This is a genomic window from Kitasatospora fiedleri (assembly GCF_948472415.1).
Classification (GTDB): Bacteria; Actinomycetota; Actinomycetes; order Streptomycetales; family Streptomycetaceae; genus Kitasatospora; species Kitasatospora fiedleri.
Window position 1 is genome coordinate 900,351 of the sequence record NZ_OX419519.1, and the last position, 24,032, is coordinate 924,382.

Sequence of the window (24,032 nt, forward strand, 5' to 3'; positions counted from 1 at the left end):
CGGGGGCGGTCCGGGGCATGCTGGGCGGGGACGGCCGGAGGCGAGCGAGGGGGTTGCGGTGAGCGGGCGGGAGATCATGGCGGCGGCGGGGGTGCTGTTCCCCGACGAGCGGGGGCGGCTGCTGGTGGTGCGGAACGCGTACCGGGCCAAGCACCCCATCGCGGTGCCCGGCGGCGGCTGGGAGCCGGCCGACCCCTCGCCCCGGCACACCGCCGTCCGGGAGATCCGCGAGGAGCTGGGCGTCACGCCCGTGCTGCGCGAACTCGCCTGCCTGGACTGGTCGCGGGACCACGACCGGCCGCCGATCGCCGCGTTCCTGTACTGGGCCGACCCGCTGACCCCGGAGCAGCTGGCGGCCGTCCGGCTGGAGCGGGCCGAGCTGGACGCGATGGTCCACCTGCCGTCCGAGCTGCTGCTCTCCGCCGTGCCCCCGCTGCTGTCGCGCCGGATGGGGGCGTGCGTGCTGGCCCCGCGCGCCGCCGCCCCGCTGGAACTCGCCGACGGCCTGCCGGTCGGCCACTCCGCGCTGCACCTGCCGCCGCGCCCGGCCCCCGCGTACCTCGGCGCGACCGCCCTGGAGGGGCTGCTGCCCCCGGCAGCGGGCGGGACGCACCGCCGCCGCCGCTGGACAAGGCGACCTACTACGCGACCCGCCCGCGCATCCGGGCCAAGGCCCGGACGCTGTTCACCGACCCGGACGGGCGGGTGCTGCTGGTGCGCCTGGCGCCGTGGCGGGGCGAGTCGCCGTGGGTGCTGCCCGGCGGGTCGATCGAGGCGGACCGGGAGCTGCCCCGGGCGGCGGCCCGCCGCGAGACCCTGGAGGAGCTGGGCTGGCGGCACGAACCGGGCCGCCTGCTGGCCGTCGACTGGGTGGGCGGCCGGACGTCGGGGCGGGGCGGGCGCCGGAGCCTGCCCGGTCGTCGGAGCCGCCGCACCTGTCGCTGGTGTACGACGGCGGGACGGCGGGCCCCGGGATGCTGGCGGCGGTCCGGGTCCAGGAGGAGGAGATCGCCGAGTGGCGGCTGTTCACCCCGCGGGAGGCCGCGGCGGTGCTGAGCCCGCCGCAGGCCCGGCGGCTGGCGGCCTGCCTGGCGGTGCGCGCGCTGCCGCCGACGGCCGGGCCGGTCGAACTCGTCGACGGCGTGCCCCCGGTGAGCGGCCCCTGAGCGGTCCCTGAGCGGCCCCCGTACGGCCCGGGGTGACGCTGCCGGGGCGGCGGTCGGCGGTTCGCGGCGGGTACCGGGGGCCCGGCCGGGTATGAATAGGCAGGTCGGAGCGGTGCCCGCCGCTGTGGCGGGCGGATCACGGAGATCGGGAAGACCGGGAGGTGCGGGGTGGGGAAGTCGCTCGGGTCCGAGCTGGACGGCCGCGCGGTGCGGGCGCTCGGCGGCGGCAGTCGGCTGCTGCTGCGCCTGGACGGCGAGCTGCTGCTGACGGTCGAGAACGACTTCCGGCTGCGGCACGGCGCGGAGGTCGAGCACTTCTACCCCGCGCTGGGCCTGACCACCTCCGGCGCGCTCGGGCGGCTCGCGGACGCCGTCATCACCGCGACGACCGTCACCCCGGCCGGGGGCCTGGAGCTCGCCTTCGACACCGGCCAGGTCCTCGCCGTCGCCCCCGACCCGGCCCCCGGCGGGCCGGTCCACCCCTGGCAGCTCTCCTCCCCCGCCGGGCTGCTGTGCACCGGCGGCCCGGACGGCTCGTTCGGCCCGTGAGGCCCGCGTCCACCCCGTGAGGCCCGCACTGACGGTGCGTCGCGGGCGGTGCGCCCCGGGTGCGGCCCGGTACCCGGGTGTGACGGCCGTTCGAGGCGGGCAACAATGGGCGGATGGAACTGCTGGCACAGGATGTGGACGTCCCAAGTGCGGCGCTGAACAGGGACGTTGAGCCGCTGATCAGAGCGCTGCGGCCGGCCCTGAGCGGCCCCGGTTTCGCCGCGTTCGCGGCCGAAGCGGCGGGCCAGGGGCTGGTGTTCACCGCCGCGTACGACAACTCGCCGACCGGACGGGGCCGTTGCGTGGGCGTGGCGACGCACCGGACGTTGGCGACCAGCCGGGGCGGGTGCTGTTCGTCGACGACCTGGTGACCGATCCGGCGCTGCGCTCGGGCGGCGTCGGGTCCTGGCTGCTGGCCGAGTTGGCGCGGCGGGCGGCCCTGGCGGGCTGCGCGCGGGTGGAGCTGGACTCCGGGGTGGTCAACCAGGGCGCGCACCGCTTCTACCACGCGCGGCGGATGTCGGTGGTGGCGTTCCACTTCTCGCTGGACGTGTCGCCCGGCCACCGCTGAGCCGAGGAGGGGGAACCCCGGCGGCGGACCCCGCGTCACTAGGATGGCGGCCGGTCGACACGGCTGACCGGCGCGGCTGACCGGTACGGCCGACCGGCGCGGGTGGGCGGGGAGAAGGGGCGGAACGTGTTCGGAATCATCAGGCCGTGCAGACACCGGTTGTCGGAGCGCCTGCACGCGTCGTGGACGGCGCACCTGTGCGGGCTGTGCCTGGCCCTGCGCGACGGCCACGGGCAGTTGGCGCGGACGGCCACCAACTACGACGGTCTGGTCGTCTCCGTCCTGGTCGAGGCGCAGTCGCCGCGGGCGGCGGACCGGCGCACGGCCGGGCCGTGTCCGCTGCGCGGCATGCGCACCGCGCCCGTGGCGACGGGCGAGGGGCGCGGCTGGCGGCGGCCGTCTCGCTGGCGCTGGCCTCGGTGAAGGTCCGCGACCACGTGCTGGACGGCGACGGCGTCTTCGCCGCCGGCCGGTGGCGGCCGGTGCCCGGCGGGTGACCCGGCGCTGGGACCGGCAGAGCGCGGGCGGCGCCGCCGCCGTCGGCTTCGACACCGGCGTCCTGCTCGCCGCCGCCGGGCGCCAGGGGGCGGCCGAGTCCGCGGTGACGGCCGGCGGGCCGCTGCTGCTCGCCACCGCGCCGACGGAGGAGGCCACGGCGGCGGCCTTCGCGCACACCGCGGTCCTGGCGGGCCGGCCGGGGAACGCCGCCGCGCTCGCCGAGGCGGGTCGGCTGTTCGGGCGGCTGGCGCACCTGCTGGACGCCGCCGAGGACCGCGCGGACGACGAGGCCCGCGGGCTGTGGAACCCGCTCACCGTCTCCGGCACCACCGGGCCCGAGGCCGAGCGGCTGTGCCGGGACGCCGTCCACGGCATCCGACTCGCCCTCCGGGAAGTCGAGTTCACCGACCGGGCGCTCGTCCACCGCCTGCTCGGCCACGAGACCGAGGAGGCCGTGGACCGCGTCTTCGGACGCCGCGCCCACCACCGGGCCTGCGCGAACGCCGCCGCGCGCACCTCCCCGCCCGACGCCGACCCGGGCGCCCCGTCGGCCCCGGAGCACACCCACGACGTCAGGAAGCCGAAGCAGCCCCGCTCGCTGATCCCGGGCTGCGCGGTCTGGCTGACGATGGCCTGCACCTGCCAGTTGCTCTGCTGCGACCACGACGACCCGTTCACCCGCGAGCGGCGCGAGGGGTTCTGCCAGCGGCACGACTGCGACTGCGGCGACTGCTGCGACGCGTGCACCTGCGACTGCTGCGACTGCTGCGGGGGCGACGGGTGTTGCAGCGGGTGCGACTGCGGCTGCGACTGCTGACCCCGGGACGCCCGGCCGGCCAGTCACCTACGGGAACACCACGGAACAGCCCGGAACACCACGGAACGGAAGCAGGACGATGACGGGACAGCGGGACTTCGCACCGGCCGCGGAGCTGACCGCCGAGTGGGGCGGCCGGCCGGCGCTCCAGGCGCTGGGCGAGTCGGCGGACCCGTTCGAGTTGGCGGCGGTCCCGGGCACCTGGCGGCCCAAGGACCGGCACTTCGGCGTGCACCGCGACGGCCGGCTGGTGGCGCACGCGGGGTTCGTGGTGGCACCGGTCGAGGTCGGCGGGCGGCGCTTCGAGGTGGCCGGGATCGGCGGGTGCTGGTCTCGCCGCACTGGCGCGGCCACGGCCTGGCCCGGGCCGTCGTCGCCGCCGCGCTGGACGCGGCCCGGGCCGACGGCCTGGAACTCGCGATGCTGTTCTGCCTGCCCGACCGGGCCCCGCTGTACGCCCGCCTCGGCTGGACGCCGCTGCCCGGCCCGGTGACGGCCGATCAGCCGGACGGCCCGGCGCCCGTCGCGCTCGGCGCGATGTGGACCGCGCTCGTCCCGGGCGCGGCCTGGCCGGCGGCGGGGCGGTCCGACTGCACTCGCTGCCGTTCTGACGCCGGGTCAGCCCACTGCCCTTGCGGGGAGGTGAGTTGGCGCCGCCCGGCGGGTTCGCCTGACGGGGTGTCGGCAGGCAACCGTTGCAGGGCTGTTGCACGAGGTGTGAGGCGGGCCACAGCCCGGGTGGAAGGTTCGTGATCGACTCGGCGGATGGCTTGGATGTGGACGGTTCGGTGGGTGTGGGGGCCGCGGTCGCGGTCGCGGCGATCGGGGCGGCCGCCGGGTGCGGGTCCCTCACGGCGGGCGGGGGCACCGCGGCGGGGTCCGCGGCACCGCCTGCCACGGGCAGCGCGGGCCCCTGCGGGGCGGCCCCGGCGGCGCGGCCGGACGGCTGGACCCGGGACGCGGTGCGCGTCCTCGCCGTCAGCGCGGACTGCCTGGAGTACGAGGTGACCAACCCGGGCACCGAGGCCGTCGACGTCGCGGTGTCGTTCGGCTGGTCGGGCACCGAGGCCCGGCTGTCGTCCGACGCGACGGGAACCCGGACGGCGGTGGCACCGGGGGCGACCGTCCGGGGCACCTTTTCGCTGACCGGGCGGGACGCCCGGCCGGACCTCCCGGTGGGCGCGGACCCGACCTTCTCGGGCGCCGCGCGCTCCACCCGCTCCCCCGGCCCGTCCGGCGCCGCGGCGCCGTCCCGAAGGTGCGGATCGTCAGGTGCGCAGCGTGCCGACGGCGGAGGCCCCGTCGACCGGCGGCGCCTGCCCCGCCGCCGGAATCCGGGTCTACGCGGACCGGGGCGACGCGGCGATGGGCTGCGGGTGGTGGGGCTGCACCTGGAGAACTGCGGGACGAAGGACGTCACGCTGAACGGCTACCCGCAGGCCCAGCTGCTCGACGAGGCACACACCCCGCTGGACGGCGTCCAGGTGCTGAAGGGCGGCGCGGCGATCGCGACGAGCACCGGCGCGGACGCCCCGCCCCGGCGCTTCACCGTCGCACCGGGCGGGAAGGCGCAGGCGACGCTGGTGTGGCGCAACACCGACGACGCCTCCTCGGCCCCGGTGAACGCGCCGTACGTGCGGGTGCGGGCCACCCCGGACGCCGCGCCGGTGATGGTGACGCCGGAACTCGACCTGGGCACGACGGGGCGGATCGGCGTCGGCGCGCTGGCAGCCGGACGAGTCCTGACGTCCGGCCGGTCCGGGACTGCGCGCTCCCGGCCCCGGCGGGGCGGGCGGGGGCGGGCCTCAGCCCACGTGGACGCGGGGGCGGCGGGAGCGGTCGGGTTCGGCCTCGCGGAGCACTTCGCGGGTGACGGGAGCGACCTCGCCCTGGCCGAAGAGGAAGAAGCGCAGGAACTGGGCGAAGGGGCTGCCCTCGGTCCATTCGAAGTAGATGTGCGGGAGTTGGCCGGTGGTGTCGCGCACGTGCAGCAGGGTCGCGGCGAGCGCGTTGGGGATGCTGGAGTGTTCGAGGGTGAGGACCCGGTAGCGGTCGTGCAGGACCTCGCCGCGGACGTGCAGTTCGGCCTCGAAGTCGGACGCGTCGCGGACGGTGACCTCGACGAAGACCAGGTCGTCCTCGGGCGGGATGTCGTTGTCGGCGCGGATCTGGTGCACCTTGTCGCGGTACTCGGCGAGGTCGCGGCCGGCCGGTTCGTTGGCGATGAAGCGGATCGTGCGGTGCGCGGTGTCGCGCACGAAGCGTTCCGCAACCTGGTCCAACCGGACGTCGGTGACCCGGAGTTCGAAGGACCGGGCGAGCCGGGAGGCGAGCGAGACCAGCACGATCGCGGCGATGAAGCAGGCGCCGATCTTCACGCCGTCCGGGCGTTCGGCGATGTTGATGCCGGTGGTGTAGAGGAAGACCCCGGCGATGACCGCGAAGCCGACGGTCCAGCCGCGCTGGCGGACGGCGTGGGCGGCGATGGTGACGGCGATCGCGGCGGAGGTGATCAGCACCAGGACGCCGGTGGCGTACGCGCCGCCCTGCTTGTCGACGTTGGCGTCGAACAGCCAGGTGATCAGGAAGGCGGTCGCGGTGAGCACCAGCACCATCGGGCGCACCGCGCGGGCCCAGTGCGGGGCCATGCCGTAGCGGGGCAGGTAGCGGGGCATCAGGTTGAGCAGGCCGGCCATCGCGGAGGCGCCGGCGAACCACAGGATGGCGATGGTGGAGAGGTCGTAGACGGAGCCGAACGCGCCGCCGAGGTAGTGGTGGGCGAGGTAGGCGAGGGCGCGGCCGTTGGCGGGGCCGCCGGGCTCGAAGTCGTCGGCGGGGATGAGCAGGGTGGTGATGAGGCTGGTGGTGATCAGGAAGCAGCTCATGATGACGGCGGCGGTGGTGAGCAGCTTGCGGGCGCCGCGGACGCGTCCGGTGGGGCGCTCCTCGGTGTCGTCCGGGTCGCCCTCGATGTGCGGCATGACGGCGACGCCGGTCTCGAAGCCGGACAGGCCGAGGGCGAGCTTGGGGAAGACCACCAGGGCGACGCCGATCATCGCGAGCGGGTCGCCGTGCTCCAGGCTGAGGGCGTGCGTCCAGTCGGTGACCACGGACGGGTCGGTGGCCACGTGCCACAGGCCGACGGCGACCACCACCACGTTCAGCGCCAGGTAGACGGCGACCAGGACGACCGCGATGCCGATGGCCTCGCTGAAGCCCTTCAGGAAGACGCCGCCGAGCAGCGCGACCAGCAGCAGGGTGATCAGCACCTGGTGACCGCCCAGCGCGCCGCGCAGGTGCGGGTTCTCGACCAGGTGGGCGGTGGCGTCGGCGGCGGACAGGGTGATGGTGATCACGAAGTCGGTGGCGGCGAAGCCGAGCAGCGCGAGGACGAAGAGCTTGCCCTTCCAGAACGACAGCAGCCGTTCCAGCATGGCGATCGAGCCCTGGCCGTGCGGGCTCTCCTGCGCGACCCGGCGGTAGACCGGCAGGGCGCCGCACAGGGTGACCAGCACCAGCACGAGGGTGGCGACCGGGGAGAGCAGGCCGGCCGCGAGTGCGGCGATGCCGGGTTGGTAGCCGAGGGTGGAGAAGTAGTCCAGGCCGGTCAGGCACATCACCTTCCACCAGCGCCGGCCGTGCTGCTGGTCGGGGCCTCGGCGTGCGGGCCGGGGTACTGCTTGGCCATGTCGGAGAGGCCGTCGAGCAGCCAGGCGCGCAACCGCTGCCGCGCCGTCCGTCCGTCCGCGGGGGCGGTGTCGACCACTGTGCTGCTCCTGTCCGGGAGGGGGCCGCCCGGGGCCGCCGGTGCTCCGGCCCGCCGGGCGGACTCCCAGGTCAATGTAGGTCACGTCCGCCGCCGTCCGGGCAGGCCGGGGCGTGGCCCGCGCTTCTTTGGCCCGGGCGGGGGGCGCCCGGGCGGAGTGCGGTCGCGGGACGCTGACGGGCCGTCCGGGCGGGGCCGGTGGACGGTTCGCCCGGGCGCGGGGGTTCGTGCCGGTCCGTCCGGTCCGGGACCATCGGCCCGGTGCGCGGGGCCTCTTGCCCCTGGCCGCGCGCCGAAGGGTTTCGACACGCTGCCATGGTCACGGCCGCCCGTGGGGGCGGTCGCGCCGCCGAGGAGAGGAACTCTCGCGCGCCCCGTCCGCGCCGCCCCGTCCTGGCGTGCCGCACGGCGCACTGTGGCGGCGGGCGTGGGTGCGGGCACGGCGAGGTGAAGGGTGTGGTGCGCGGCGGGCGGTTCGAGCACGTCCGGGCGGAAGCCGTCAAGGGCCGGCCGGGTCCCGGTCCGGGCGGCGGTCGGGGGCGGGTGGCCCTGTCGGCGGGCGGGGCGGGTTTGGCAGACTGCGGGGTGTAGCGGGGTGCAGGGGTCTGCGAGGAGGAGTGCTGCCATGTCCGAGGGTTCGGCGCCGATCAGGGTGTTCCTGCTGGACGACCACGAGGTGGTCCGCCGCGGGGTGCACGACCTGCTGGACTCGGAGCCGGACCTCCAGGTCGTCGGCGAGGCCGGGACGGTCGAGCAGGCGCTGGCCCGGGTGCCGGCGCTGCGCCCGGACGTCGCGGTGCTCGACATGCGGCTGCCGGACGGCGACGGGGTGACGGTCTGCCGGGAGTTGCGTTCACGGATGCCGCAACTCGCCTGCCTGATGCTCACCTCGTTCGACGACGAGGAGGCACTGCTCGACTCGATCATGGCGGGCGCGGCGGGCTACGTACTCAAGCAGATCAGCGGCACCGACCTGGTCACCGCGATCCGCACGGTCGCCTCGGGCCGGTCGATGCTGGACTCGGGCGCGGCGACCCGGCTGATGGCCCGGCTGCGCGGCGACACCCCGGCGCCCGCGCCGGAGTTCCCGCACCTGACCGACCGGGAGCGGGAGATCCTGGCGCTGATCGGCGAGGGCTGACCAACCGCCAGATCGGCGAGCGGGTGTTCCTCGCCGAGAAGACCGTGAAGAACCACATCTCCCGGCTGCTGGCCAAGCTCGGTGTGGAGCGCCGCGTCCAGGCCGCGGTGATCGCCACCCATCGACCCTGGCCGCGCAGCCGGGCGGCAGCGGTGGCGGCGGCAGCGGCGAGCGGGGGTTCTGAGCCCCGGGGCCGTTCCGGCGGCTGAGGGGTGACCGGTCGGTCAGCGGACCGCGCCCAGGAAGGCCGGCGCCGTCGAGACGTTGGGCTCCACCGCGTCCGCGCTGTCCAGCACCAGCCCCGTTCCGGGCGGCTCCACCGGTCCGCAGCCCGGGCGGGCCAGGGGCGGTCCGACGGCCGCGCCGCGGACTTCGGCACGCTGTCGGAGCGGCTCGCCCCGCCGACCAGGGCCGTCATCGGCAACGTCCCCGCCTGACAGCCGTGCGGGCCGTCCCTGCTCACCCGGTGGCGGGCGCGGACCCTCCGGCGGTCGGGGTGCCCTGGCCCGCAACCGGGTTGAGCGCGTGGAGGCGGACGGTGTCGCTACGCCGGTCGAACCACAGGGTGGCCCGGTGGCCGTCGCCGCTGCGGTCGAGGTCGTCCGAGCGGACCCACTCGGGGTCCTCGGGCCCCTGACCGTCGAGCGGTGCGGTGAACCAGGAGGTGGCGGAGATGTCCGCCTCGGCCGGGCCGCCGGGGACGAAGGGGTGGGCCGCCGTCAGTTCACCGAGCCGGCCGGGGCGAGCCGGGCCAGGCCGACGATCACCAGGTCCGGCGAGGGCAGGCCGCGGTCGTCGTGGTCCCGGCTGCTCGTCCACCTGGCGTCGGTGAGCGGGCCGAGCGCCGGGAACACCCGCTCCAGCGCCGCGTGGCCGGTGTGCCGCCCGCCACCGCCGCCACCGTTCGCGCCGCCAGCGCTGCCGCCACCGTCCACCGCCCGGCGGAGCGCCCACCAGGCGGGCAGGACCGTCGCGGCCGCCCCGATCCGGGTCGGTCTCCGTCGCTGCACCACGTTCCTCCCGCTCCGTCGTCAGCCCAACGGGAGGGCGTAGACGGGCTCCTGGCCGAAGGCGGTGAAACCGGTCCTCCGCAGGACCGGCCCGGAGGTGGCCGGGTTGCTCTTGACCAGGGCCATCGTCGCTCCGTTCGCCGCCGCGTAGTCGAGCCGGGCGGCCAGCACCGCCCGGTACACCCCGCGGCCCCGCCGGGCCGGGACGACCACGCCGCCGGTCAGCCGGGCGACGCCGTCCACGACCGCCACGCCGCCCGTTCCGACGGGCTCACCGTCCAGGTAGGCGACGAGCGTGCCGCCCGGCCCGCCGGGGTGGCCTTGGCGTTCCTGGCCGCGGTGCGCTCCAGCCGGGTGGCGGGCGGGAGTTCGCCGCCGAAGCCGGTGACCTCGACGGCGGCCCCGTCCCGCACCGTCACGAAGTCGGTGGCCCAGCGCAGTTCCACCGGTGCGGTCGGCGGCCGGAGCGCCGGTGCGCCGTCGGCCAGGTCCGCGGCCAGGATCTCCAGGCCGAGCTTCACCCGCCCGCCGCGCGCGGCCAGTTCGTCGCGCAGGCCGGGCGGGTCGCCGATCAGCACCTGCCAGTCGAGCACCGGCGGTCCGAGCGTCCGGGCCCGTGCCAGCACGGCGTCCACGGCCGGGGCCAGCGGTCCGGCGGGGGTGAAGGAGACCACCGACAGGTCGAACCCGTAGTAGTCGGGCAGCCGCAGGATCGTGTACCCGGCGTCCTCGACGACCTCGGCGTCGTCCGGCATCCACACCCAGGCCGCCCCCGCCGCGGCGACCGCTTCGGTCGAAAGGCTCATCCGCCCAACCTAGACGCCCCGGTCGCCGGGCCCGGCGGGGGTCCGGCAGGCTGTTGCAGAACCATGACGGTCTTCGTCCCGCGCCCGTTCCCGCCCGGCGAACATCCGGCAGGTGCACGTAGGACGGTCCGCCCGGCTGATCATCGGGGAGCGGAGCGGATGCAGGGGGCGGGCGGTGCGGGGAGGAGGGCGAACTTTTCCGGTTCCCGTGTCGATCCGCGCCCGTGCCGTTCGACCTTGGGGTAGAGAGGGTCGGAACACGGCCCCGAGAACGAGGAGAGCGGCGATGGCGAAGTACATGCTGATCATGCGGGCGACGGACGAGACGCTCGCGAAGATGATGGAGACGCCCTTCGAGGAGATGCTCGCAACGGTGGGGCGGTTCAACGAGGAGCTGATCCGGGCGGGCGTGCTGGTCGCCGCCGAGGGCCTGGACGACGCGTCGCAGGGCGCGGTGGTCGACTTCGACGGCGAGGTGCCGGTGGTCACGGACGGGCCGTACGGGGAGACGAAGGAGCTGTTCGGCGGGTTCTACCTGATCGACGTCGCGTCGAAGGAGGAGGCCGTGGAGTGGGCGAAGCGGCTGCCGGCGATGCCGGGGGCGAAGTGCGAGGTGCGGCGGGTGCCGGGCATCGAGGAGTTCCCGCAGGACAACGAGTGGATCGTCAAGGAGCGGGCGTGGCGCGAGCGGACCGGTCAGCTCTGATGCCGGCCACCGACGACGGCCCGCCGGTCACCGAGGCGGCGCGGCGGGCCGTCGCGGCGGTCTGGCGGATCGAGTCCGCCCGGGTGGTCGGCGCGCTGGCCCGCTGGACCGGGGACTTCGCGCTGGCCGAGGACGTCGCGCAGGAGGCGCTGGCGGAGGCGCTGGTCCGCTGGTCGCGCGACGGCGCGCCCGCCGAGCCGGTGGGCTGGCTGCTGACCACCGCCCGGCGGCGGGCGGTGGACGCCTTCCGCCGCCGCTCGGCGCTGGACAGCCGGTACGCGCTGCTGGCGGGCCCGCTCGCCGAGGGCGAGGCGCACGCGGGCGCGGCGCCCGGCGGCGGGCGGCCGACGACCTGCCGTGGGACCCGGACCGGATCGACGACGACGTGCTGGCGCTGGTGTTCACCGCCTGCCACCCGGTGCTCTCGCCCGAGGCCCGGGTGGCGCTGACGCTGCGCGTGGTGAGCGGCCTGTCCAGCGAGGAGATCGCCCGGGCGTTCCTGGTGCCGGTGCCCACCGTGCAGGCCCGGATCACCCGGGCGAAGAAGACGATCGCGGCGGCCCGCGTCCCGTTCGAGCTGCCGCCCGCCGAGGAGCGGCGGGCCCGGCTGGCGCGGTGCTGAGCGTGCTGTACGTGGTGTTCACGGAGGGGTCGACCGCGACGGCGGGCGCGGACCTGCTCCGTCCGGACCTCGCGTACGAGGCGATCCGGCTGGCCCGGACGCTGGCCGCCCTGCTGCCGGACGAGGGCGAACCGTACGGCCTGCTGGCGCTGTTCGAGCTGACGGCGGCGCGCTTCCCGGCCCGCACCGGGCCGGACGGGGAGGCGGTGCTGCTGGAGGACCAGGACCGCGGGCGCTGGGACCGCTCCGCGATCCGGCGCGGGGTGGCGGCGCTCGGCCGGGCCGCGTCGACCGGGCGCGGTCTGGGGCCGTACGGGTTGCAGGCGTCGATCGCCGCCTGCCACGCGGTGGCGCCCTCGGTGGCGGAGACCGACTGGGAGCAGGTCGTGCTGCTCTACGAGGCGCTCGGCCGGATCGCCCCGTCGCCGGTGGTCGAGCTGAACCGGGCGGTCGCGGTCGCGATGGCGAGCGGCCCGGCCGAGGCGCTGGCCCTCGTCGACGACCTGCTCGCCACCGGCCGGCTGCCCGGCTCCCACCTGCTGCCGAGCGTGCGCGGCGAACTGCTCTCCCGCCTGGGCCGCACCGCCGAGGCCCGCGCCGAACTCGAACTCGCCGCCCGGCGCTGCGGCAACGCCGCGAACGGGCCGTCCTGCTGCGCAAGGCGGCGGCGCTGGGCTGACGGCGGGTCCGGCGCCCCGGTCCTGACGGATCGTCAGTGGCCCAGCGGGACGCTCCAGTTGAGGACGGTGCCGCCGGCGGGCGGGGCGGTGACGGCGAGGGAGCCGCCGAGGGTGCGGGCACGCTCCTCCAGGTTGCGCAGGCCACTGCGGCGGCCCTGGGCGGGGATGCCGACGCCGTCGTCCTGGACGGTCAGCGCGACCTGGCCGCCGGCCGCCTGGAGGGTGACCTCGACCCGGCCGGCCCGGGCGTGCCGGGCGGCGTTGCTGAGCGCCTCGCCGAGGACGGCGACCAGGTGGTCGGCGACGGCGGGCGGCACGTCGGTGTCGAGCAGGCCCTCCATGCTCAGCCGGGGCGCGAAGCCGAGGGCGGCCTGCGCCTCCTCGACCACGTGCACGGCCCGGGCCCGCAGGCCCTGCCCGGCGCCGGCCTCGCGCACCCGCAGCCCGAAGATCGTCGAACGGATGATCTTGATGGTCTCGTCCAGGTCGCCGACCGCCCGCAGGACCCGGTCGGCCGCGCCGGGGTGGTCGATGAACCGGGACGCGCTCTGCAGCGTCATGCCGGTGGCGAACAGCCGCTGGATGGCCAGGTCGTGCAGGTCGCGGGCGATCCGGTCGCGGTCCTCCAGGACGGCCAACTGCTCGGCGTCGCGCCGCCGTTCGGCCAGCTCCAGGGCGAGCGCGGCCTGGTCGGCGAAGCCCAGCAGCGGGTCGATCTCGCGCTCGGTGAACTCCGGTTCGCCGCTGCCGCGCACCAGCAGCAGCACCCCTCGGTGTGGCCCTCGGCCCGCCCCAGCGGCACCGCGACGGCCGGGCCCATGCCCTCGAAGCGCGGCACGCAGCCGGGGTAGCGCGGGTCCTGCGCCAGGTCGGGCGAGGTGACCGGGAAGCCGGTCGCGCAGGCCGCGCCGGAGATCGTGCCGTCCAGCGCCACCGCCACCCCGACCCGCCGTTGACGTCCCCGCCGAGGGCCAGTTCGACCCGCAGGCCGCTGTCGTCGGGCAGCGCGGTCAGCACCTCGGCCAGCTTCGCGCCGGAGATGTCGCAGGCCCGCTGGGCGATCAGCTCCACCACCTGGGTGCGCGAACTCCCGGACAGCAGACGTCGGTTGATCTCGGCGGTGGCGGTCAGCCAGCGCTGCCGGCGCTGCGCCTCCTCGTACAGGCGGGCGTTGTCGATGGCCACGCCCGCGGCGACCGCGAGGGTGGCGATCACCGACTCGTCGTCGTCGTCGAACCCGGCCGCGCCGCGCTTGTCGGTCAGGTAGATGTTGCCGAACACCTCGTCGCGCACCCGCACCGGCAGGCCCAGGAAGGTCCGCATCTCGGGGTGGTGGGCGGGGCAGCCGGTGGACGCCGGGTGCTCCGTGAGGTTCTCCAGGCGCAGCGGCTGCGGGTGCCGGATCAGCTCGCCGAGCAGGCCCTTGCCGGTCGGGTAGGGGCCGATCCGGGCGATCTCCTCCTCGTCCAGGCCGACGGTCAGGAACTGCGAGAGGGTGTCGCCGTCGGGGCCGATGATGCCGAGCGCCGCGTACTTGGCGTCGGCGAGGACGGCCGCCGCCTCCACGATCCGGCGCAGCACCTGGGTAAGTTCCAGCTCCCGGCCGACCGACAGGACGGCCTCCAGCAGGCTGTGCACCCGGTCCCGGGTGCCCCGGGCCACGTCGATCCGGGCCTGCAGCTCGGCCAGCAGCTCGTCCAGCCTCAGCTGCGGCATCCGCGACCGCGGTTCCTCCTCGCGCACCGCGTTCCTCCCTCGTCCGTGGCTCCGCCGCGCACCGATTCTCGCAGACGCCCGGGGCGGGTGGACCGACGGGGTGCGGATGCGGTAGGCGCTCCGCGCGCCGGGAACCGGCAGGTCACGACCGGAACGGGCGTACCGGGCAACGGTTTCGGCGGGACGGGCATCGGTCTCCGCAGGACCACTGGTCTCGGCGGGACGGGCGGCGCGCCCGGTGGTGCGGGCGGCTCAGCGTCCGGCACTGCGGTGGGCTCAGCGTCCGGCGGTGCGCAGCACGAGCGCGGCGAGCGCCTCGGGGGCGCCGGCCTGGTGGCGGACACCGGGGAAGGCGTTGACGTCGACGGCGACCGGGCCGTCCGGGCCCGGCAGCAGGTCGACGCCGTACACCTGGAGCCCGAACGCCTCCCGGCGGCCAGGGCGATGGCCCGCTCGTCCGGGTCGGGCGTCCAGGGGCGGCGCTCCGGCCCGCCGGGCTCCAGCTCGGAGCGGCGCTGCTCGGCGAAGACCTGCCCGCCGACCACCCACAGCTTGCGGTCCCAGCCGTCGCCGGACACCGGCCGCTGGAGCAGCACCGGCTCCCCCGGCCAGCGCTCGGCGAGCGCGCGCCACTGCGCGGGGGTGTCGGCCCGGGCCACCAGGTCCTCCTTGCGGCTGTGCCGGCTCTTCACCACCACCGGCCCGGGCCAGGCGAGTTCGGCGAGGACGCCGCCGCCGAGGGTGGCGGCGAACGGCAGTCCGGCGGCCCGGGCGGTGCGCTCCATCCAGGCGCGGTCCTGGCAACGGGCGGTGACGGCGGCCGAGTTGAGCACGGGCGTGCCCGCCCGCTCGTACCGCTCGGCCCGCCGCAGCGCGTGCGGGTCGCGCGCCTTGAGCAGCACCACGTCCGCCGGTTCGTCCCGGCCGACCGCCAAGTGCCCTTCCCGCTGGAGCAGTTGAAGGGCCCCGGCGAGCAGCGGGTGGCCTGGTTCGCGGGCGACCAGGGCGATCCGCAGCGGTCGGGACGCCGGGGCCGGCCGGGGCGGCCGGGGCGGCGTCACCGGGCGGCCCGGGCCTCGGGGACCCCGGCGTCGGTGAGCAGCGGGCCCGCGCCGGGGGTGGGCCAGGAGGAGCCGGTGCGGGCCAGCCGGACCACGGCGTCGGCCACCCGCTCGACGGCGTCCGGGACTTGGCGGAGGCTCGGGAAGTCGTTGATGTCGACGACCACCGGGCCGTCCGGGCCGATCAGCACGTCCAGCCCGTACAGGTCGAGGCCGAACACCTCGCCGACCTGCGCGGCGAGCGCGGCGACCTCGCGCGGCAGCGGGACGGGCCGCTCCACGGCGGGGCGGTTCGGGTGCAGCGGCGAGGTGCGCCGGGTGGCGAACAGTTCGCCGCCCGCGCAGTACACCTTCAGGTCGCAGCCGTCGTTGCGGACGTACGGCTGGGCGATCAGCAGTCCGCCGTCCGCGGGCGCGGCCAACTCGGCCAGCTGCTCGGGCCGTTCGACCAGGTGGACGGCGCGCCCCGAGGAGCCGTCGGCGGGCTTGACGACCAGCGGGTAGCGGCGGGCGTCGATCGCGGCGAACGCGGCCGGGTCGGCGGCGGCCCAGGTCCGCGGCATCGGCAGGCCGTGCAGCGCGGCGACCACGGCGGCCTGCGCCTTGTCGCGGACCGGGCGGATCGCCCGGGCGTCGTTGACGGTGGTCAGACCGGCCGCGGCGGCGGACTCCAGCAGCCCCAGACCCGGGCCGCCGGAGACGGTCTTGAGCACCCACGCGTCGTGCTCGCCCGCGCGCACCAGTTCGGCGAGGTCGAGCAGGTCGGCGCCCGGGCGCAGCACGTCCACCCGGTGGCCGGTGGCCCGCAGGTGCTCGACCACGGCCAGCGGCATCCCGTCGTTGCGGTAGTGCTCCTCGACCAGGAAGCAGAACCTCATGCGCCCCACCCCATTCCCACTGTTCCCACTGTTCCCCTCCGCCCCCGTCGGACTCCCCCGGGGCGAATCGCGTCCGCCCACCCTGCCATGGATCATCCGTCGGATTTCACCCAGGGTGTCCGGGAACGGATACAGCCGCGTCACAGCTGCCCTGACGAGGGCTGGAACCGACTTCCCTGGGCATGACGTTCACATGACGCCCCCTTGGCAGACCCTTTGAGGAGGACCGTGTGTCCCCGCAGCTGCGCCCGCACGCCCGGCACGACCTGACCGGTCGTCCCGCCCCGGCCCGACTGGCCTACCCGGCGGACGACGTCCTGGTGGTCTCCGGGCTGCCCGGCAGCGGCAAGAGCACCCTGATGCGGCGCTGCGCCCGCGCCCGGGTGATCGACTCCCAGCACACCCGGGCCCGGTTCGCCCGCGCCCTGCCCGGCGTCCCGTACGCGCTCTACCGGCCGCTGGTCCGGCTCGCCCACTACCTGCGGCTGCGCGCGGCGATACGGGCCGGCGGTCCGCTGGTCGTCCACGACTGCGGCACCCTGCCCTGGGTGCGCCGCGCCCTGGCCCGGACCACCGCCCGGCAGGGCCGCCGCCTGCACCTGCTGCTGCTCGACGCCAGCCCCGCGCAGGCCGCCGACGGACAGCGCCGCCGCGGCCGCCGGGTCTCCCGCTACGCCTTCGCCCGCCACCGCCGCGCCGCCGCCGCACTGCGCGCCCTGGTCACCGCCGACGGCCCGCTGCCCCCCGGCGTGGCCTCCGCCGTCCTGCTGCCCCGCGCATCCGCCGCCCGCCTCACCACGATCGAGTTCACCCCGGCCCCGGCCTCGACCCCGGCCCGCAACACCTCCTCCCGGCACCCCGCACCGCCCCGACCGCGCCCATGGCCGTCCCGGCCGGCGGCTGAGGACGCCTGACGGCCCGGCTCCGCCACCTGACGGACCGCCAAGCGCCTACGTCCCGGTTCGGCCCGCCACCGGCTGCGGCCGGCGGTCGACCGGCCCGCGCCGCCTGACGGACCGCCGACCGGCCACGGCTCGCCCGTCGCGGCCCGGCCGCGCCTCTCGCGTCGCGGGTTGCGGCGAACGCTGAGCCGCTCCGCGCGTCGCCCGCCGGGGCCGTGGCCTGCGGTCGGCCGTGGCTAGTCTCCGGCCATGGTCACCCCCGAACGCACCCCGGAGCGCGCCGCGCGCCCGCGCCCGGGTCCGCGCACAGCGCGCCGGCGGCTTCGCAGCCGCAGGCCCCGCGGCCTCCGCAGGCCCCCCGGTCCCCGTCGCACGGCCCGCTGGCCCGGCGGGTCGCCGATCGGCTGTCCGTGCAGTTCCGCGTCCCGGTCGAGCCGCAGTACGAGCCGGTCGGGCAGCGCTGGACGCTGCGCTGGTACGACGGGCCGACGGTGGACGCCGTCCGGTGCGCGCTGGAGCGGCTGTTCCCGGACGGGGCGGCCGGTGCCTTCGCGGTGCGCCGGGACCTGACCACCCGGGCGCTGGCGCTGGCCGCGATCCGGGAGACCCGGGCCGGGGCGATGCACCGCTCGGTGGGCAGTTGGGGCCAGCGCTACCACCTGGAGCAGTTGCTGGCCGGGCAGGAGCACCCCGACCGGCCGACCGACCCGCGCGAAGCGGCCATGCTGGAGCGGCTGTTGGCGGCGGCGACCATCGAGGCGGCGCGCGGCCCGGCGGCCCCGGACCTGTCCCGGGCGTTCGACCTGGTGGCCGGGACGGGGTGGCCTGGCTGCTGCCCGAGCACCGGCTCGCCGGGCCCGCCGACCGGGACGCGCTCGCCCTCGCCCCGCTGGAGTACCTGACCTCCCGCTACGCCACCGGCGTGCACCGCACCGCGTGGAGACCGCGCTGGCCGTCCTGCCGCTGCGCACCGCCGTCGCCGCCGCCCACCGGGACCGCACCCCGACCCGGACGCCGCCCGCGCGGCCCTCGCCCTGCTGCCCGCGCTGCGCGCCCAGGTGTCCGCGGAACTCGACCTGATCGGCGAACGCCTCGCCGCCTCGACCACCGAACCGGCCGCGGACGCCGACCTGGGCGCGGACGCCGACCTGGGCGCGGAATCGGACCCCGCAGTCACCGGAGCCGTCACCGGAGCCGTCACCGCCGCCACCACCTGAGCACCCTCCCGGCAGCGTATCGATCCACATTCTGCCTGTTCACGGCCGTTTCCGGTAGGACCGAGCGCACGTCCGTCCTCCCTTGTCCGACCCGCCCCGCGGGCCGCAGACTCGTCCGCATTCCCCCTTTGGACGAGATCGATGGGAGCCGTGTGTCCTCACACGTGGATCAGGAACTGGCGTTGCGGGCGCGGGTGCTGCTGGCGGGCAGCGAGCCGCCCACCCCGTGGCAGGCGTACCGGGCGCACCGCCTGCTGGCCGGGGAGAACCCGACGGTGCACCTGCCGAGGCTGGCGCTGGCGGCGATCGAACTGACCGCCCACCACCCGGTGTTGCTCCGGTCGAATCTGCAACGGGCGCTGCTGGCCGAGGCGTTGGACGTCGCGGCGGCCATCGCGCCGGACGACCCGTATCGGCCCGAGGCGCTGCGGCAGATCCGGAAGGCGTACGTGGAGCGGGCCGGGCAGCTCGGCTTGCCGCTGCCGGAGGAGTGGACCTGACGGTGCGTCAGAGTTCCGCGTCGCGGGCCAGCAGGGCGGCCTGCACCCGGTTCTCGCAGTCGAGTTTGGCCAGGATGCGGCTGACGTAGGTCTTCACCGTCGCCTCGCTCATGTGCAGGCGGGCGCCGGTGTCGGCGTTCGACAGCCCCTCGCCGAGCAGCTCGACCACGGCGCGTTCGCGGGCGGTGAGCACGGCCAGTCGGCGTCTGGCCTGTTCGCCGCGCGCGGCCGCCGGGCCGCCGGCGAGGCTGTCCACGATGTGCCGGGTGGCGGCCGGGAGAGGAAGGCGTGGCCGGTGGCGGCGGCCCGGACGGCCTGGATCAGCTCGCCCGGCGCGGTGTCCTTGAGCAGGAAGCCGGCGCCGCCGGAGGTGATCGCCCGCAGGACGTTCTCCCGCTCGCCGAAGGTGGTGAGCACGATGGCCCGGGTGCCGGGCGCGGCGCGGGGCAGTTCGGCGAGCGCGCTCAGCCCGTCCAGGACCGGCATCCGGATGTCCAGCAGCAGGACGTCCGCGGCGAGTTCGCGGGCCAGCCGCAGCGCCTGCGCCCCGTCGGGGGCCTCGCCGACCACCTCGACGTCCGGGGCGGAGGTGAGGATCATCCGGATGCCGGCCCGGATCAGCGGCTCGTCGTCGGCCACCAGGACACGGATCACCACCCGTCCTCCCCTTCTCCGCCTGCGCCCGTTCTCGGCTCACACCTTGCCATGGAAGTGCTGCTTCTCCACCAGCAGGCCGTCCTCGAAGCAGAACCGGACCACGTCCTGGTCGCCGTCCAGTCCGCTCTCCCGGTCGCCGTCGAACCAGCGGCAGTGCGCGCCCGCCGGCACCGGCGGGCCGATCTTCCGGAAGTCGTGGGTGAGGAACTCGCTGCCGACCGGCAGCCGTTCGTTGACGGACTGCTCGCCCTGGCCGACCTCGATGCTGTCGTACAGCCGGGCCGGGACGGTGGCGTCCCGCATCGAGCTGACGAACATGACCGCGCCGAGCACGGCGACCGCGGCCACCACCCCGAGCACCGCGAGCGCGCCGAGCGCGCAGCCCACCGCGGGGCTCCGGCGGCGCTTCTCCGGTTCGGCCGACTCGACGGCCGGCAGGGCGAGTTCCTCGTCCTCGGGGACGGCGGCGCGGGCCCCCTCCGCGGTGTAGGGCAGCATCCCGGCCAGCCGGAAGCCGCCGTCCGGCAGCGGCCCGCTGTGTACCATCCCGCCCAGCAGCCGGGCCCGTTCGCGCAGCCCGGTCAGGCCCTGCCCGCCGGAGACCGCCGCGGCGCCGTCCCCGCCGGGGCCGTTGACCACCTCCACCACCAGGGCGTCCGGCTCGTAGCGGACGGTCAGCTCGATCGCCGCGCCCGGGGCGTGCTTGTGCGCGTTGGTCAGTCCCTCCTGGGCGATCCGGTACGCGGCGTGGCCGGTGGGCGCGGGCAGCGGGCGGGGGGCCCAGGTGGCGCAGCTCGATCCGGGCGCCGGCCGCGCCGGAGGTCTCGACCAGGCGGTCGACGGCGTCGACGCCGCCGGGGGCGGTCGCGGTGTCCTCGCGCAGCAGGCCGACCACCTCGCGCAGTTCGCGCATCGCGCCGGTGGCGGCCTGGCGCAGCACGGCGACGGCCTCGCGCTGCTGCGCGCCGAGGGTGCGGTCGACCTCCAGGGCGCCGGTGTGCACGGCGATCAGGGCGAGCTGGTGGCCGAGGCTGTCGTGCATGTCCTGGGCGATCCGGTGGCGTTCGCGCAGCCGGGCCTGCCGGGCGATCATCACGCGTTCGCGCAGCAGTTGCGCGTTGTGCTCGCGCAGGCTGGCGAGCAGGGCGACGCGCTGGGCCCGGTAGCGGCCGATGACGGCGGGCAGCACGCCGATCAGCAGGTACCCGGCGACGCACAGGCCGAGCAGGACGGGCAGCGGGAAGTGGTCGCGCCGGTTCTGCAGGACGCCGACGCCGACGGTGCCCAGGAAGCCCAGTGCCAGCACCGCCGGGGCCCGCCACGGGCGGCTGATCCGGCGGCCGGCCGCGTACCCGGCGGCGACCAGCAGCGGCAGGAACCCGGTCGGCCCGCCGACCCCGGCCGCCGACGCCACCAGCACCGTCCCGGGCAGCCCGCGCCGCAGCGCGAACAGCACCGCGCACGCCCCCACCACCAGCCCGGACGGCCACCCCCCGCTGTCGCCCGCCTGCAACAGCGCCGCGAGCCCGCACACCAGCAGCCCGCCCAGCACCTCCCGGCCCGCCGCCGCCCACCCCCAGGGCCCGGGGAACGCCCGCCCGATCCACGTCCGCATCCTCACCCGCCCGACCCTAGCCACCCCGCCCCGCCCCCGATGCCCCCGAAAGTCGCCCGCCCGCCCCGACCATCGTCGCTCCGGGCCCTCCGCCGGACGGTCTCACGATCGGGGGCCGGTCAGCCGTCCGTGCTCGGGGGGTGGACGGTGAGGTGGCCGTAGGGCGCGAGGGTGGCGGGGAGGTCGCCGGGGGCGTGTCGGAGGGTGGCGTCCAGGAAGGCGAGGGTGGTCGCGGCGACGAGGCGGGGGGCGGCGGTGCGGCCCAGGGTGCCGACGATCGAGGGGACCGGCGGCAGGTAGAGGGGGGCGTCGGTGAAGGCGAGGTGGGCGGCGTCGGGGACGGTGAGGCGGTAGCTCGTCGCGGTGTCGGCGGTGAGGGCCTCGGTGAGGCGGGGCAGGTAGCGCGGGTCGGTGCCCGGGGTGAGGTCCTGGGTGAGGGCCAGCACCGGCTGGTGCAGGGCGGGGTCGCGGGGCCGTGCGGGAAGCCGTCCAGGTCGATGACGGCGTCGATCCGGGGGTCCCGCCGGGCCGCCTGGAGGGCGGCGGCGCCGCCCATGGAGTGGCCGGTCGCGGCGACCCGGCCGGTGTCCAGGCGGCCGGCCAGCGGGTCGGCGCCGCCGGGCCGGTCCAGGTCCTCCAGCCGGGTGAGGACGAAGCCGAGGTCGGCGGCCCGGACGGCCGTCCAGTCGGCCGCGAGCCGCTCGTCGGTGTCCCGGTCGCCGCTGGAGGCGGTCGCGGCGCGGACCGTCCGGCCGTCGTCGAGGACCACCGCCGCGGAGTCGTACGGGTGGTCGACGGCGGCCACCAGGTAGCCGTGGCCGGCCAGTTCCTCGGCCCAGGCGGTGTTCTGGGTGCGCGCCCCGCCCGAGCCGGGGGAGAACAGCACCACCGGGAACCGCTCGTCCCCGCCGGCCACCGGGGCGTCCGCGACGGCCCGGGTCCGGGCGTGCGCGGCGCCGTCGAACAGGAAGCCGGGCAGCCCGACGCCGTCGGCGAGCGCGTCGGCCACGGTGCGCGCCTCCTGCGGCGTGCGTCCGAGGTACGGGGCCGCGGCGTGCCCGCGGAGCTGGACCGCGCGGGGTACCAGAGCTGGACGACGACCGTGCGCCGGTCGTCCGGGTCGGCGGTGAAGGTCTCCGGGCGGTCCTGGTCGGTCCACTGCACCACCCGGGTGCCGACCGCGAAGGGGCCCGACGGCTCGGGGAACACCGGCACCGGGAACGCCCAGGCGGCCACCGGCCCCGCCGCGATCAGCCCGAGGCAGGCCGCCGACCCCGGCAGCGCCAGCCACCACGGGGCCCGCCGGGCCGGCCGGGCGGGGCGACGGCGCAGCCGCCGCAGCGGCGGGGCCAGGACGGACGACAGCGCGAACGGCAGCGCGACGGCGCCGCCCGCCAGCACCGGCAGCAGTTGCCAGCGGACGCCCAGCCCACCCAGCACGGCGGCGGACAGCGCGAACACCGCCCCCGCCGCGACGGCGGCCCGCGGGCGGGCGGCCGGGGGAAGCCAGCGGGCCGCCACCAGCGCGACGGCGCTCAGGACGGCCAGGAACTCCGGAAGGGACAGCGAAAGCCCCGTGATGGTCTCGGTCACGCCGCCATCCTCGGCGCGGGCCGCCCCCGCCACATCGCCCCCGGGTCGCCTCCGCGCTGCCCCCGCGGTCGCAGCCGAACACCCCTGGCGGGCGGCCGTTCTGCGACCTCGGGAGGTACCGGGACTCCTCCTGCGGTCGTACCCCGGCCCGCCGCCCTCCGACGCCGGGCGCATGTGCGCCGCCGCCCCCGCGGCCTACCGTGGCAGCACCGCGCGACGCGCCGCGCCGCACGAACGCGGCACCGAACGCGGCACCGAACGACCGAACGGCAGGGACGCGTGTGATGACCGAGGCCGCCGCAGGGCCCGGCACGGCCCACCCCGGCCCCCGCCGGGAGACCGCACGGCGGGTGGGGACGGCCCTGCGCCGCCGGATCGATCAGCTCCAACTCCCCTCCCCCGTAAGGGAGTCGCTGCCGACGGCACTGCTCCTTTCCCTGCTGCTGATCCACGTCGCCGCCACCCACGCGCCGCGCGAACTCCCGGTGGCCGCCGCCCTCACCACCGCGCTCGTACTGCCGCTGCGGTGGCGGCGCCGGGCCCCGCGCTCGGTGTTCGCTGCGGTGGCCGCCGCGGCCGGCGTCCAGTGGCTGGTCGGCGTCCAACTACCGGCGGACGCGGCCCTGTTGGTGGCCCTGTACGCGGTGGCCGCGCACGCCGGACGGCCCGACCGGGCGCGACCCGACACGGCGGGGCCCGACACGGCGGTACGGCACGACACCGCGGTACGACCCGACACGGCGGTACGACGCGACACGACGGTACGACGCGACACGACGGCGCGGCGCGACACGCTGCTCGCCTGCGCCGTCCTGACCGGCGGGGCCCTGCTGGCCTGCCTGCGCTGGACGACCGGAGGCGCGTTCCAGGCCCCTTCCTCGCCCTGGCCGCGACGGTGGTCGCCGCCGCCACCCTGGGCACCAACGCGCGGACCGGCCGCGCCTACCTCGCGGTCCTGGCGGAACGGGCCGCGCGCCTGGAGCAGCAGCAGGACCAGCAGGCCCGGCTGGCCGTCGCCGAGGAGCGGACCCGGATCGCCCGGGAGGTGCACGACATCGTCACCCACAACCTGTCCGTCATGGTCGCGCTCACCGACGCCGCCGTCCACGCCCGGCACCACTCGCCCGACAAGGCCACCGCCGCGATGCTCCGGGCCGCCGAGACCGGCCGGCAGGCCCTGACCGACATGCGGCGCTCGCTCGGCCTGCTGCGCACCGACGAACCGGACGCGCAGCGCCACCCGCTGCCCGGCATCGCCCAACTGGCGGACCTGGCCGACCGGATGCGCGCCGCCGGGCTGCCGACCCGCGTCGACGTCCGGGGCGAGCCCGCCCGGCTGCCCGCCACCGTCCAACTGACCGTCCACCGCCTGGTGCAGGAAGCCTTGACCAACACCTTCAAGCACGCCCCCGCCGGCACCCGCGCCGAGGTCCGCATCCGCTGCACGGCCACCGCCGTCACCGTGGACGTCACCGACGACAACCCGGGCCAGCCCCTACCCGTACCCGTGGGGCACGAGACCCCGGCCACGAGACCCCCGGCCACGGCATCGCGGGCATGC

20 protein-coding genes and 11 pseudogenes are annotated in these 24,032 nt (G+C 76.7%); 20 read left to right on the top strand and 11 right to left on the bottom strand.

Annotated features, from left to right (window positions below; translation table 11 throughout):
• Window positions 1-76 precede the first annotated feature (76 nt).
• The 8 genes and pseudogenes from QMQ26_RS04425 to QMQ26_RS04460 all read left to right on the top strand — a co-directional run.
• A pseudogene (locus QMQ26_RS04425) lies at window positions 77-343 on the top strand (NUDIX domain-containing protein); the annotation flags it as partial.
• 371 nt (window positions 344-714) lie between these two features.
• The gene (locus QMQ26_RS04430; RefSeq protein ID WP_282206416.1) at window positions 715-1,056 is read left to right on the top strand and encodes an NUDIX domain-containing protein; all 342 of its coding nucleotides are present in this window, start codon (window positions 715-717) and stop codon (window positions 1,054-1,056) included.
• A gap of 278 nt (window positions 1,057-1,334) precedes the next feature.
• Window positions 1,335-1,715, top strand: a complete 381-nt coding sequence (locus tag QMQ26_RS04435) for a DUF6188 family protein (RefSeq protein ID WP_100834969.1) — start codon at window positions 1,335-1,337, stop codon at window positions 1,713-1,715.
• A 113-nt stretch (window positions 1,716-1,828) separates the two neighbouring features.
• Window positions 1,829-2,086 (top strand): hypothetical protein, encoded by a 258-nt coding sequence (locus QMQ26_RS04440; protein ID WP_282204822.1) that lies wholly within the window; start codon window positions 1,829-1,831, stop codon window positions 2,084-2,086.
• Window positions 2,062-2,286 (top strand): GNAT family N-acetyltransferase, encoded by a 225-nt coding sequence (locus QMQ26_RS04445; RefSeq protein ID WP_282204823.1) that lies wholly within the window; start codon window positions 2,062-2,064, stop codon window positions 2,284-2,286. Before QMQ26_RS04440 ends, QMQ26_RS04445 begins: the two co-directional genes overlap by 25 nt.
• A 126-nt stretch (window positions 2,287-2,412) precedes the next feature.
• Window positions 2,413-3,601 (top strand): annotated as a pseudogene (locus QMQ26_RS04450) (DUF5685 family protein).
• A gap of 324 nt (window positions 3,602-3,925) precedes the next feature.
• Entirely contained in the window at window positions 3,926-4,354 is a 429-nt protein-coding gene (locus tag QMQ26_RS04455; protein WP_282204824.1) for a GNAT family N-acetyltransferase, read from the top strand.
• A 626-nt stretch (window positions 4,355-4,980) separates the two neighbouring features.
• Window positions 4,981-5,265, top strand: a pseudogene (locus QMQ26_RS04460) (DUF4232 domain-containing protein); the annotation flags it as partial.
• A 141-nt stretch (window positions 5,266-5,406) separates the two neighbouring features.
• Here the strand turns inward: QMQ26_RS04460 and QMQ26_RS04465 are convergent.
• A pseudogene (locus QMQ26_RS04465) lies at window positions 5,407-7,289 on the bottom strand (amino acid transporter).
• 703 nt (window positions 7,290-7,992) lie between these two features.
• Here QMQ26_RS04465 and QMQ26_RS04470 point away from each other — a divergent pair.
• Window positions 7,993-8,717, top strand: a pseudogene (locus tag QMQ26_RS04470) (response regulator).
• 510 nt (window positions 8,718-9,227) lie between these two features.
• On the opposite strand, the gene QMQ26_RS04475 reads toward QMQ26_RS04470, so the two are convergent.
• From QMQ26_RS04475 to QMQ26_RS04485, 3 genes are read right to left on the bottom strand one after another with little or no spacing between them, the layout of a single operon-like run.
• Window positions 9,228-9,518, bottom strand: coding sequence for a hypothetical protein (locus tag QMQ26_RS04475; RefSeq protein WP_282204825.1), 291 nt, complete (start codon window positions 9,516-9,518; stop codon window positions 9,228-9,230).
• A 21-nt stretch (window positions 9,519-9,539) separates the two neighbouring features.
• Window positions 9,540-9,770, bottom strand: a complete 231-nt coding sequence (locus QMQ26_RS04480) for a hypothetical protein (protein ID WP_282204826.1) — start codon at window positions 9,768-9,770, stop codon at window positions 9,540-9,542.
• A complete protein-coding gene (locus QMQ26_RS04485; RefSeq protein WP_282204827.1) occupies window positions 9,740-10,324 on the bottom strand; it encodes a hypothetical protein in 585 nt (194 codons plus the stop codon). The genes QMQ26_RS04480 and QMQ26_RS04485 overlap by 31 nt, the downstream gene beginning before the upstream one ends.
• Window positions 10,325-10,610: 286 nt before the next feature.
• On the opposite strand from QMQ26_RS04485, the gene QMQ26_RS04490 reads away from it, so the two are divergent.
• The 4 genes and pseudogenes from QMQ26_RS04490 to QMQ26_RS37295 all read left to right on the top strand — a co-directional run.
• Window positions 10,611-11,030: a YciI family protein gene (locus QMQ26_RS04490; RefSeq protein WP_100834977.1), complete on the top strand. Its 420-nt coding sequence runs from the start codon at window positions 10,611-10,613 to the stop codon at window positions 11,028-11,030.
• Entirely contained in the window at window positions 11,003-11,479 is a 477-nt protein-coding gene (locus tag QMQ26_RS04495; RefSeq protein WP_282204828.1) for a sigma factor, read from the top strand. Before QMQ26_RS04490 ends, QMQ26_RS04495 begins: the two co-directional genes overlap by 28 nt.
• The gene (locus tag QMQ26_RS04500; RefSeq protein WP_282204829.1) at window positions 11,449-11,652 is read left to right on the top strand and encodes a sigma factor-like helix-turn-helix DNA-binding protein; all 204 of its coding nucleotides are present in this window, start codon (window positions 11,449-11,451) and stop codon (window positions 11,650-11,652) included. The genes QMQ26_RS04495 and QMQ26_RS04500 overlap by 31 nt, the downstream gene beginning before the upstream one ends.
• A gap of 14 nt (window positions 11,653-11,666) precedes the next feature.
• Window positions 11,667-11,879, top strand: a pseudogene (locus QMQ26_RS37295) (DUF6596 domain-containing protein); the annotation flags it as partial.
• A gap of 485 nt (window positions 11,880-12,364) precedes the next feature.
• On the opposite strand, the pseudogene QMQ26_RS04505 reads toward QMQ26_RS37295, so the two are convergent.
• The 3 genes and pseudogenes from QMQ26_RS04505 to QMQ26_RS04515 all read right to left on the bottom strand — a co-directional run bounded on the left by QMQ26_RS04505 (window position 12,365) and on the right by QMQ26_RS04515 (window position 15,987).
• Window positions 12,365-14,048, bottom strand: a pseudogene (locus QMQ26_RS04505) (GAF domain-containing protein).
• Window positions 14,036-15,109 carry an ATP-grasp domain-containing protein gene (locus QMQ26_RS04510; RefSeq protein ID WP_282204830.1) on the bottom strand — a complete coding sequence of 358 codons (1,074 nt, stop codon included), beginning with the start codon at window positions 15,107-15,109 and terminating at the stop codon, window positions 14,036-14,038. Before QMQ26_RS04510 ends, QMQ26_RS04505 begins: the two are co-directional and overlap by 13 nt.
• Window positions 15,106-15,987: an ATP-grasp domain-containing protein gene (locus tag QMQ26_RS04515; protein ID WP_282204831.1), complete on the bottom strand. Its 882-nt coding sequence runs from the start codon at window positions 15,985-15,987 to the stop codon at window positions 15,106-15,108. Before QMQ26_RS04515 ends, QMQ26_RS04510 begins: the two co-directional genes overlap by 4 nt.
• Before the next feature lie 230 nt (window positions 15,988-16,217).
• On the opposite strand from QMQ26_RS04515, the gene QMQ26_RS04520 reads away from it, so the two are divergent.
• The 5 genes from QMQ26_RS04520 to QMQ26_RS04540 all read left to right on the top strand — a co-directional run bounded on the left by QMQ26_RS04520 (window position 16,218) and on the right by QMQ26_RS04540 (window position 18,606).
• Complete coding sequence (locus QMQ26_RS04520) at window positions 16,218-16,901, top strand: AAA family ATPase (RefSeq protein WP_282204832.1); 684 nt, start codon at window positions 16,218-16,220, stop codon at window positions 16,899-16,901.
• 398 nt (window positions 16,902-17,299) lie between these two features.
• Complete coding sequence (locus tag QMQ26_RS04525; RefSeq protein ID WP_282204833.1) at window positions 17,300-17,791, top strand: hypothetical protein; 492 nt, start codon at window positions 17,300-17,302, stop codon at window positions 17,789-17,791.
• 34 nt (window positions 17,792-17,825) lie between these two features.
• On the top strand, window positions 17,826-17,969 hold the full coding sequence (locus tag QMQ26_RS04530) for a hypothetical protein (RefSeq protein ID WP_282204834.1): 144 nt from the start codon (window positions 17,826-17,828) through the stop codon (window positions 17,967-17,969).
• Entirely contained in the window at window positions 17,948-18,106 is a 159-nt protein-coding gene (locus tag QMQ26_RS04535) for a hypothetical protein (protein WP_282204835.1), read from the top strand. The genes QMQ26_RS04530 and QMQ26_RS04535 overlap by 22 nt, the downstream gene beginning before the upstream one ends.
• Window positions 18,107-18,270: 164 nt before the next feature.
• Window positions 18,271-18,606 carry a hypothetical protein gene (locus tag QMQ26_RS04540; RefSeq protein WP_282204836.1) on the top strand — a complete coding sequence of 112 codons (336 nt, stop codon included), beginning with the start codon at window positions 18,271-18,273 and terminating at the stop codon, window positions 18,604-18,606.
• Window positions 18,607-18,613: 7 nt separating this feature from the next.
• Here QMQ26_RS04540 and QMQ26_RS04545 read toward each other — a convergent pair.
• The 4 genes and pseudogenes from QMQ26_RS04545 to QMQ26_RS04560 all read right to left on the bottom strand — a co-directional run bounded on the left by QMQ26_RS04545 (window position 18,614) and on the right by QMQ26_RS04560 (window position 22,471).
• Window positions 18,614-19,260: pseudogene (locus tag QMQ26_RS04545) on the bottom strand (response regulator).
• A gap of 39 nt (window positions 19,261-19,299) precedes the next feature.
• Window positions 19,300-19,911, bottom strand: a complete 612-nt coding sequence (locus QMQ26_RS04550) for an ATP-binding protein (RefSeq protein ID WP_282204837.1) — start codon at window positions 19,909-19,911, stop codon at window positions 19,300-19,302.
• 283 nt (window positions 19,912-20,194) lie between these two features.
• Window positions 20,195-20,878, bottom strand: a pseudogene (locus QMQ26_RS37300) (histidine kinase); the annotation flags it as partial.
• A 119-nt stretch (window positions 20,879-20,997) separates the two neighbouring features.
• Window positions 20,998-22,471 (bottom strand): annotated as a pseudogene (locus tag QMQ26_RS04560) (alpha/beta hydrolase family protein).
• Between the two features lie 284 nt (window positions 22,472-22,755).
• On the opposite strand from QMQ26_RS04560, the gene QMQ26_RS38665 reads away from it, so the two are divergent.
• On the top strand, window positions 22,756-23,652 hold the full coding sequence (locus QMQ26_RS38665) for a DUF7134 domain-containing protein (protein WP_449768967.1): 897 nt from the start codon (window positions 22,756-22,758) through the stop codon (window positions 23,650-23,652).
• A pseudogene (locus tag QMQ26_RS38130) lies at window positions 23,550-23,906 on the top strand (sensor histidine kinase); the annotation flags it as partial. The gene QMQ26_RS38665 and the pseudogene QMQ26_RS38130, both read left to right, overlap by 103 nt.
• Between the last annotated feature and the right edge of the window lie 126 nt (window positions 23,907-24,032).

Bases quoted from the DNA above. Each gene is read 5' to 3' on its own strand.
- QMQ26_RS04515 (WP_282204831.1), bottom strand. From the start codon at position 15,987: ATGAGGTTCTGCTTCCTGGTCGAGGAGCACTACCGCAACGACGGGATG.
- QMQ26_RS04440 (WP_282204822.1), top strand. From the start codon at position 1,829: ATGGAACTGCTGGCACAGGATGTGGACGTCCCAAGTGCGGCGCTGAAC.
- QMQ26_RS38665 (WP_449768967.1), top strand. From the start codon at position 22,756: ATGACCGAGGCCGCCGCAGGGCCCGGCACGGCCCACCCCGGCCCCCGC.
- QMQ26_RS04490 (WP_100834977.1), top strand. From the start codon at position 10,611: ATGGCGAAGTACATGCTGATCATGCGGGCGACGGACGAGACGCTCGCG.
- QMQ26_RS04485 (WP_282204827.1), bottom strand. From the start codon at position 10,324: ATGAGCCTTTCGACCGAAGCGGTCGCCGCGGCGGGGGCGGCCTGGGTG.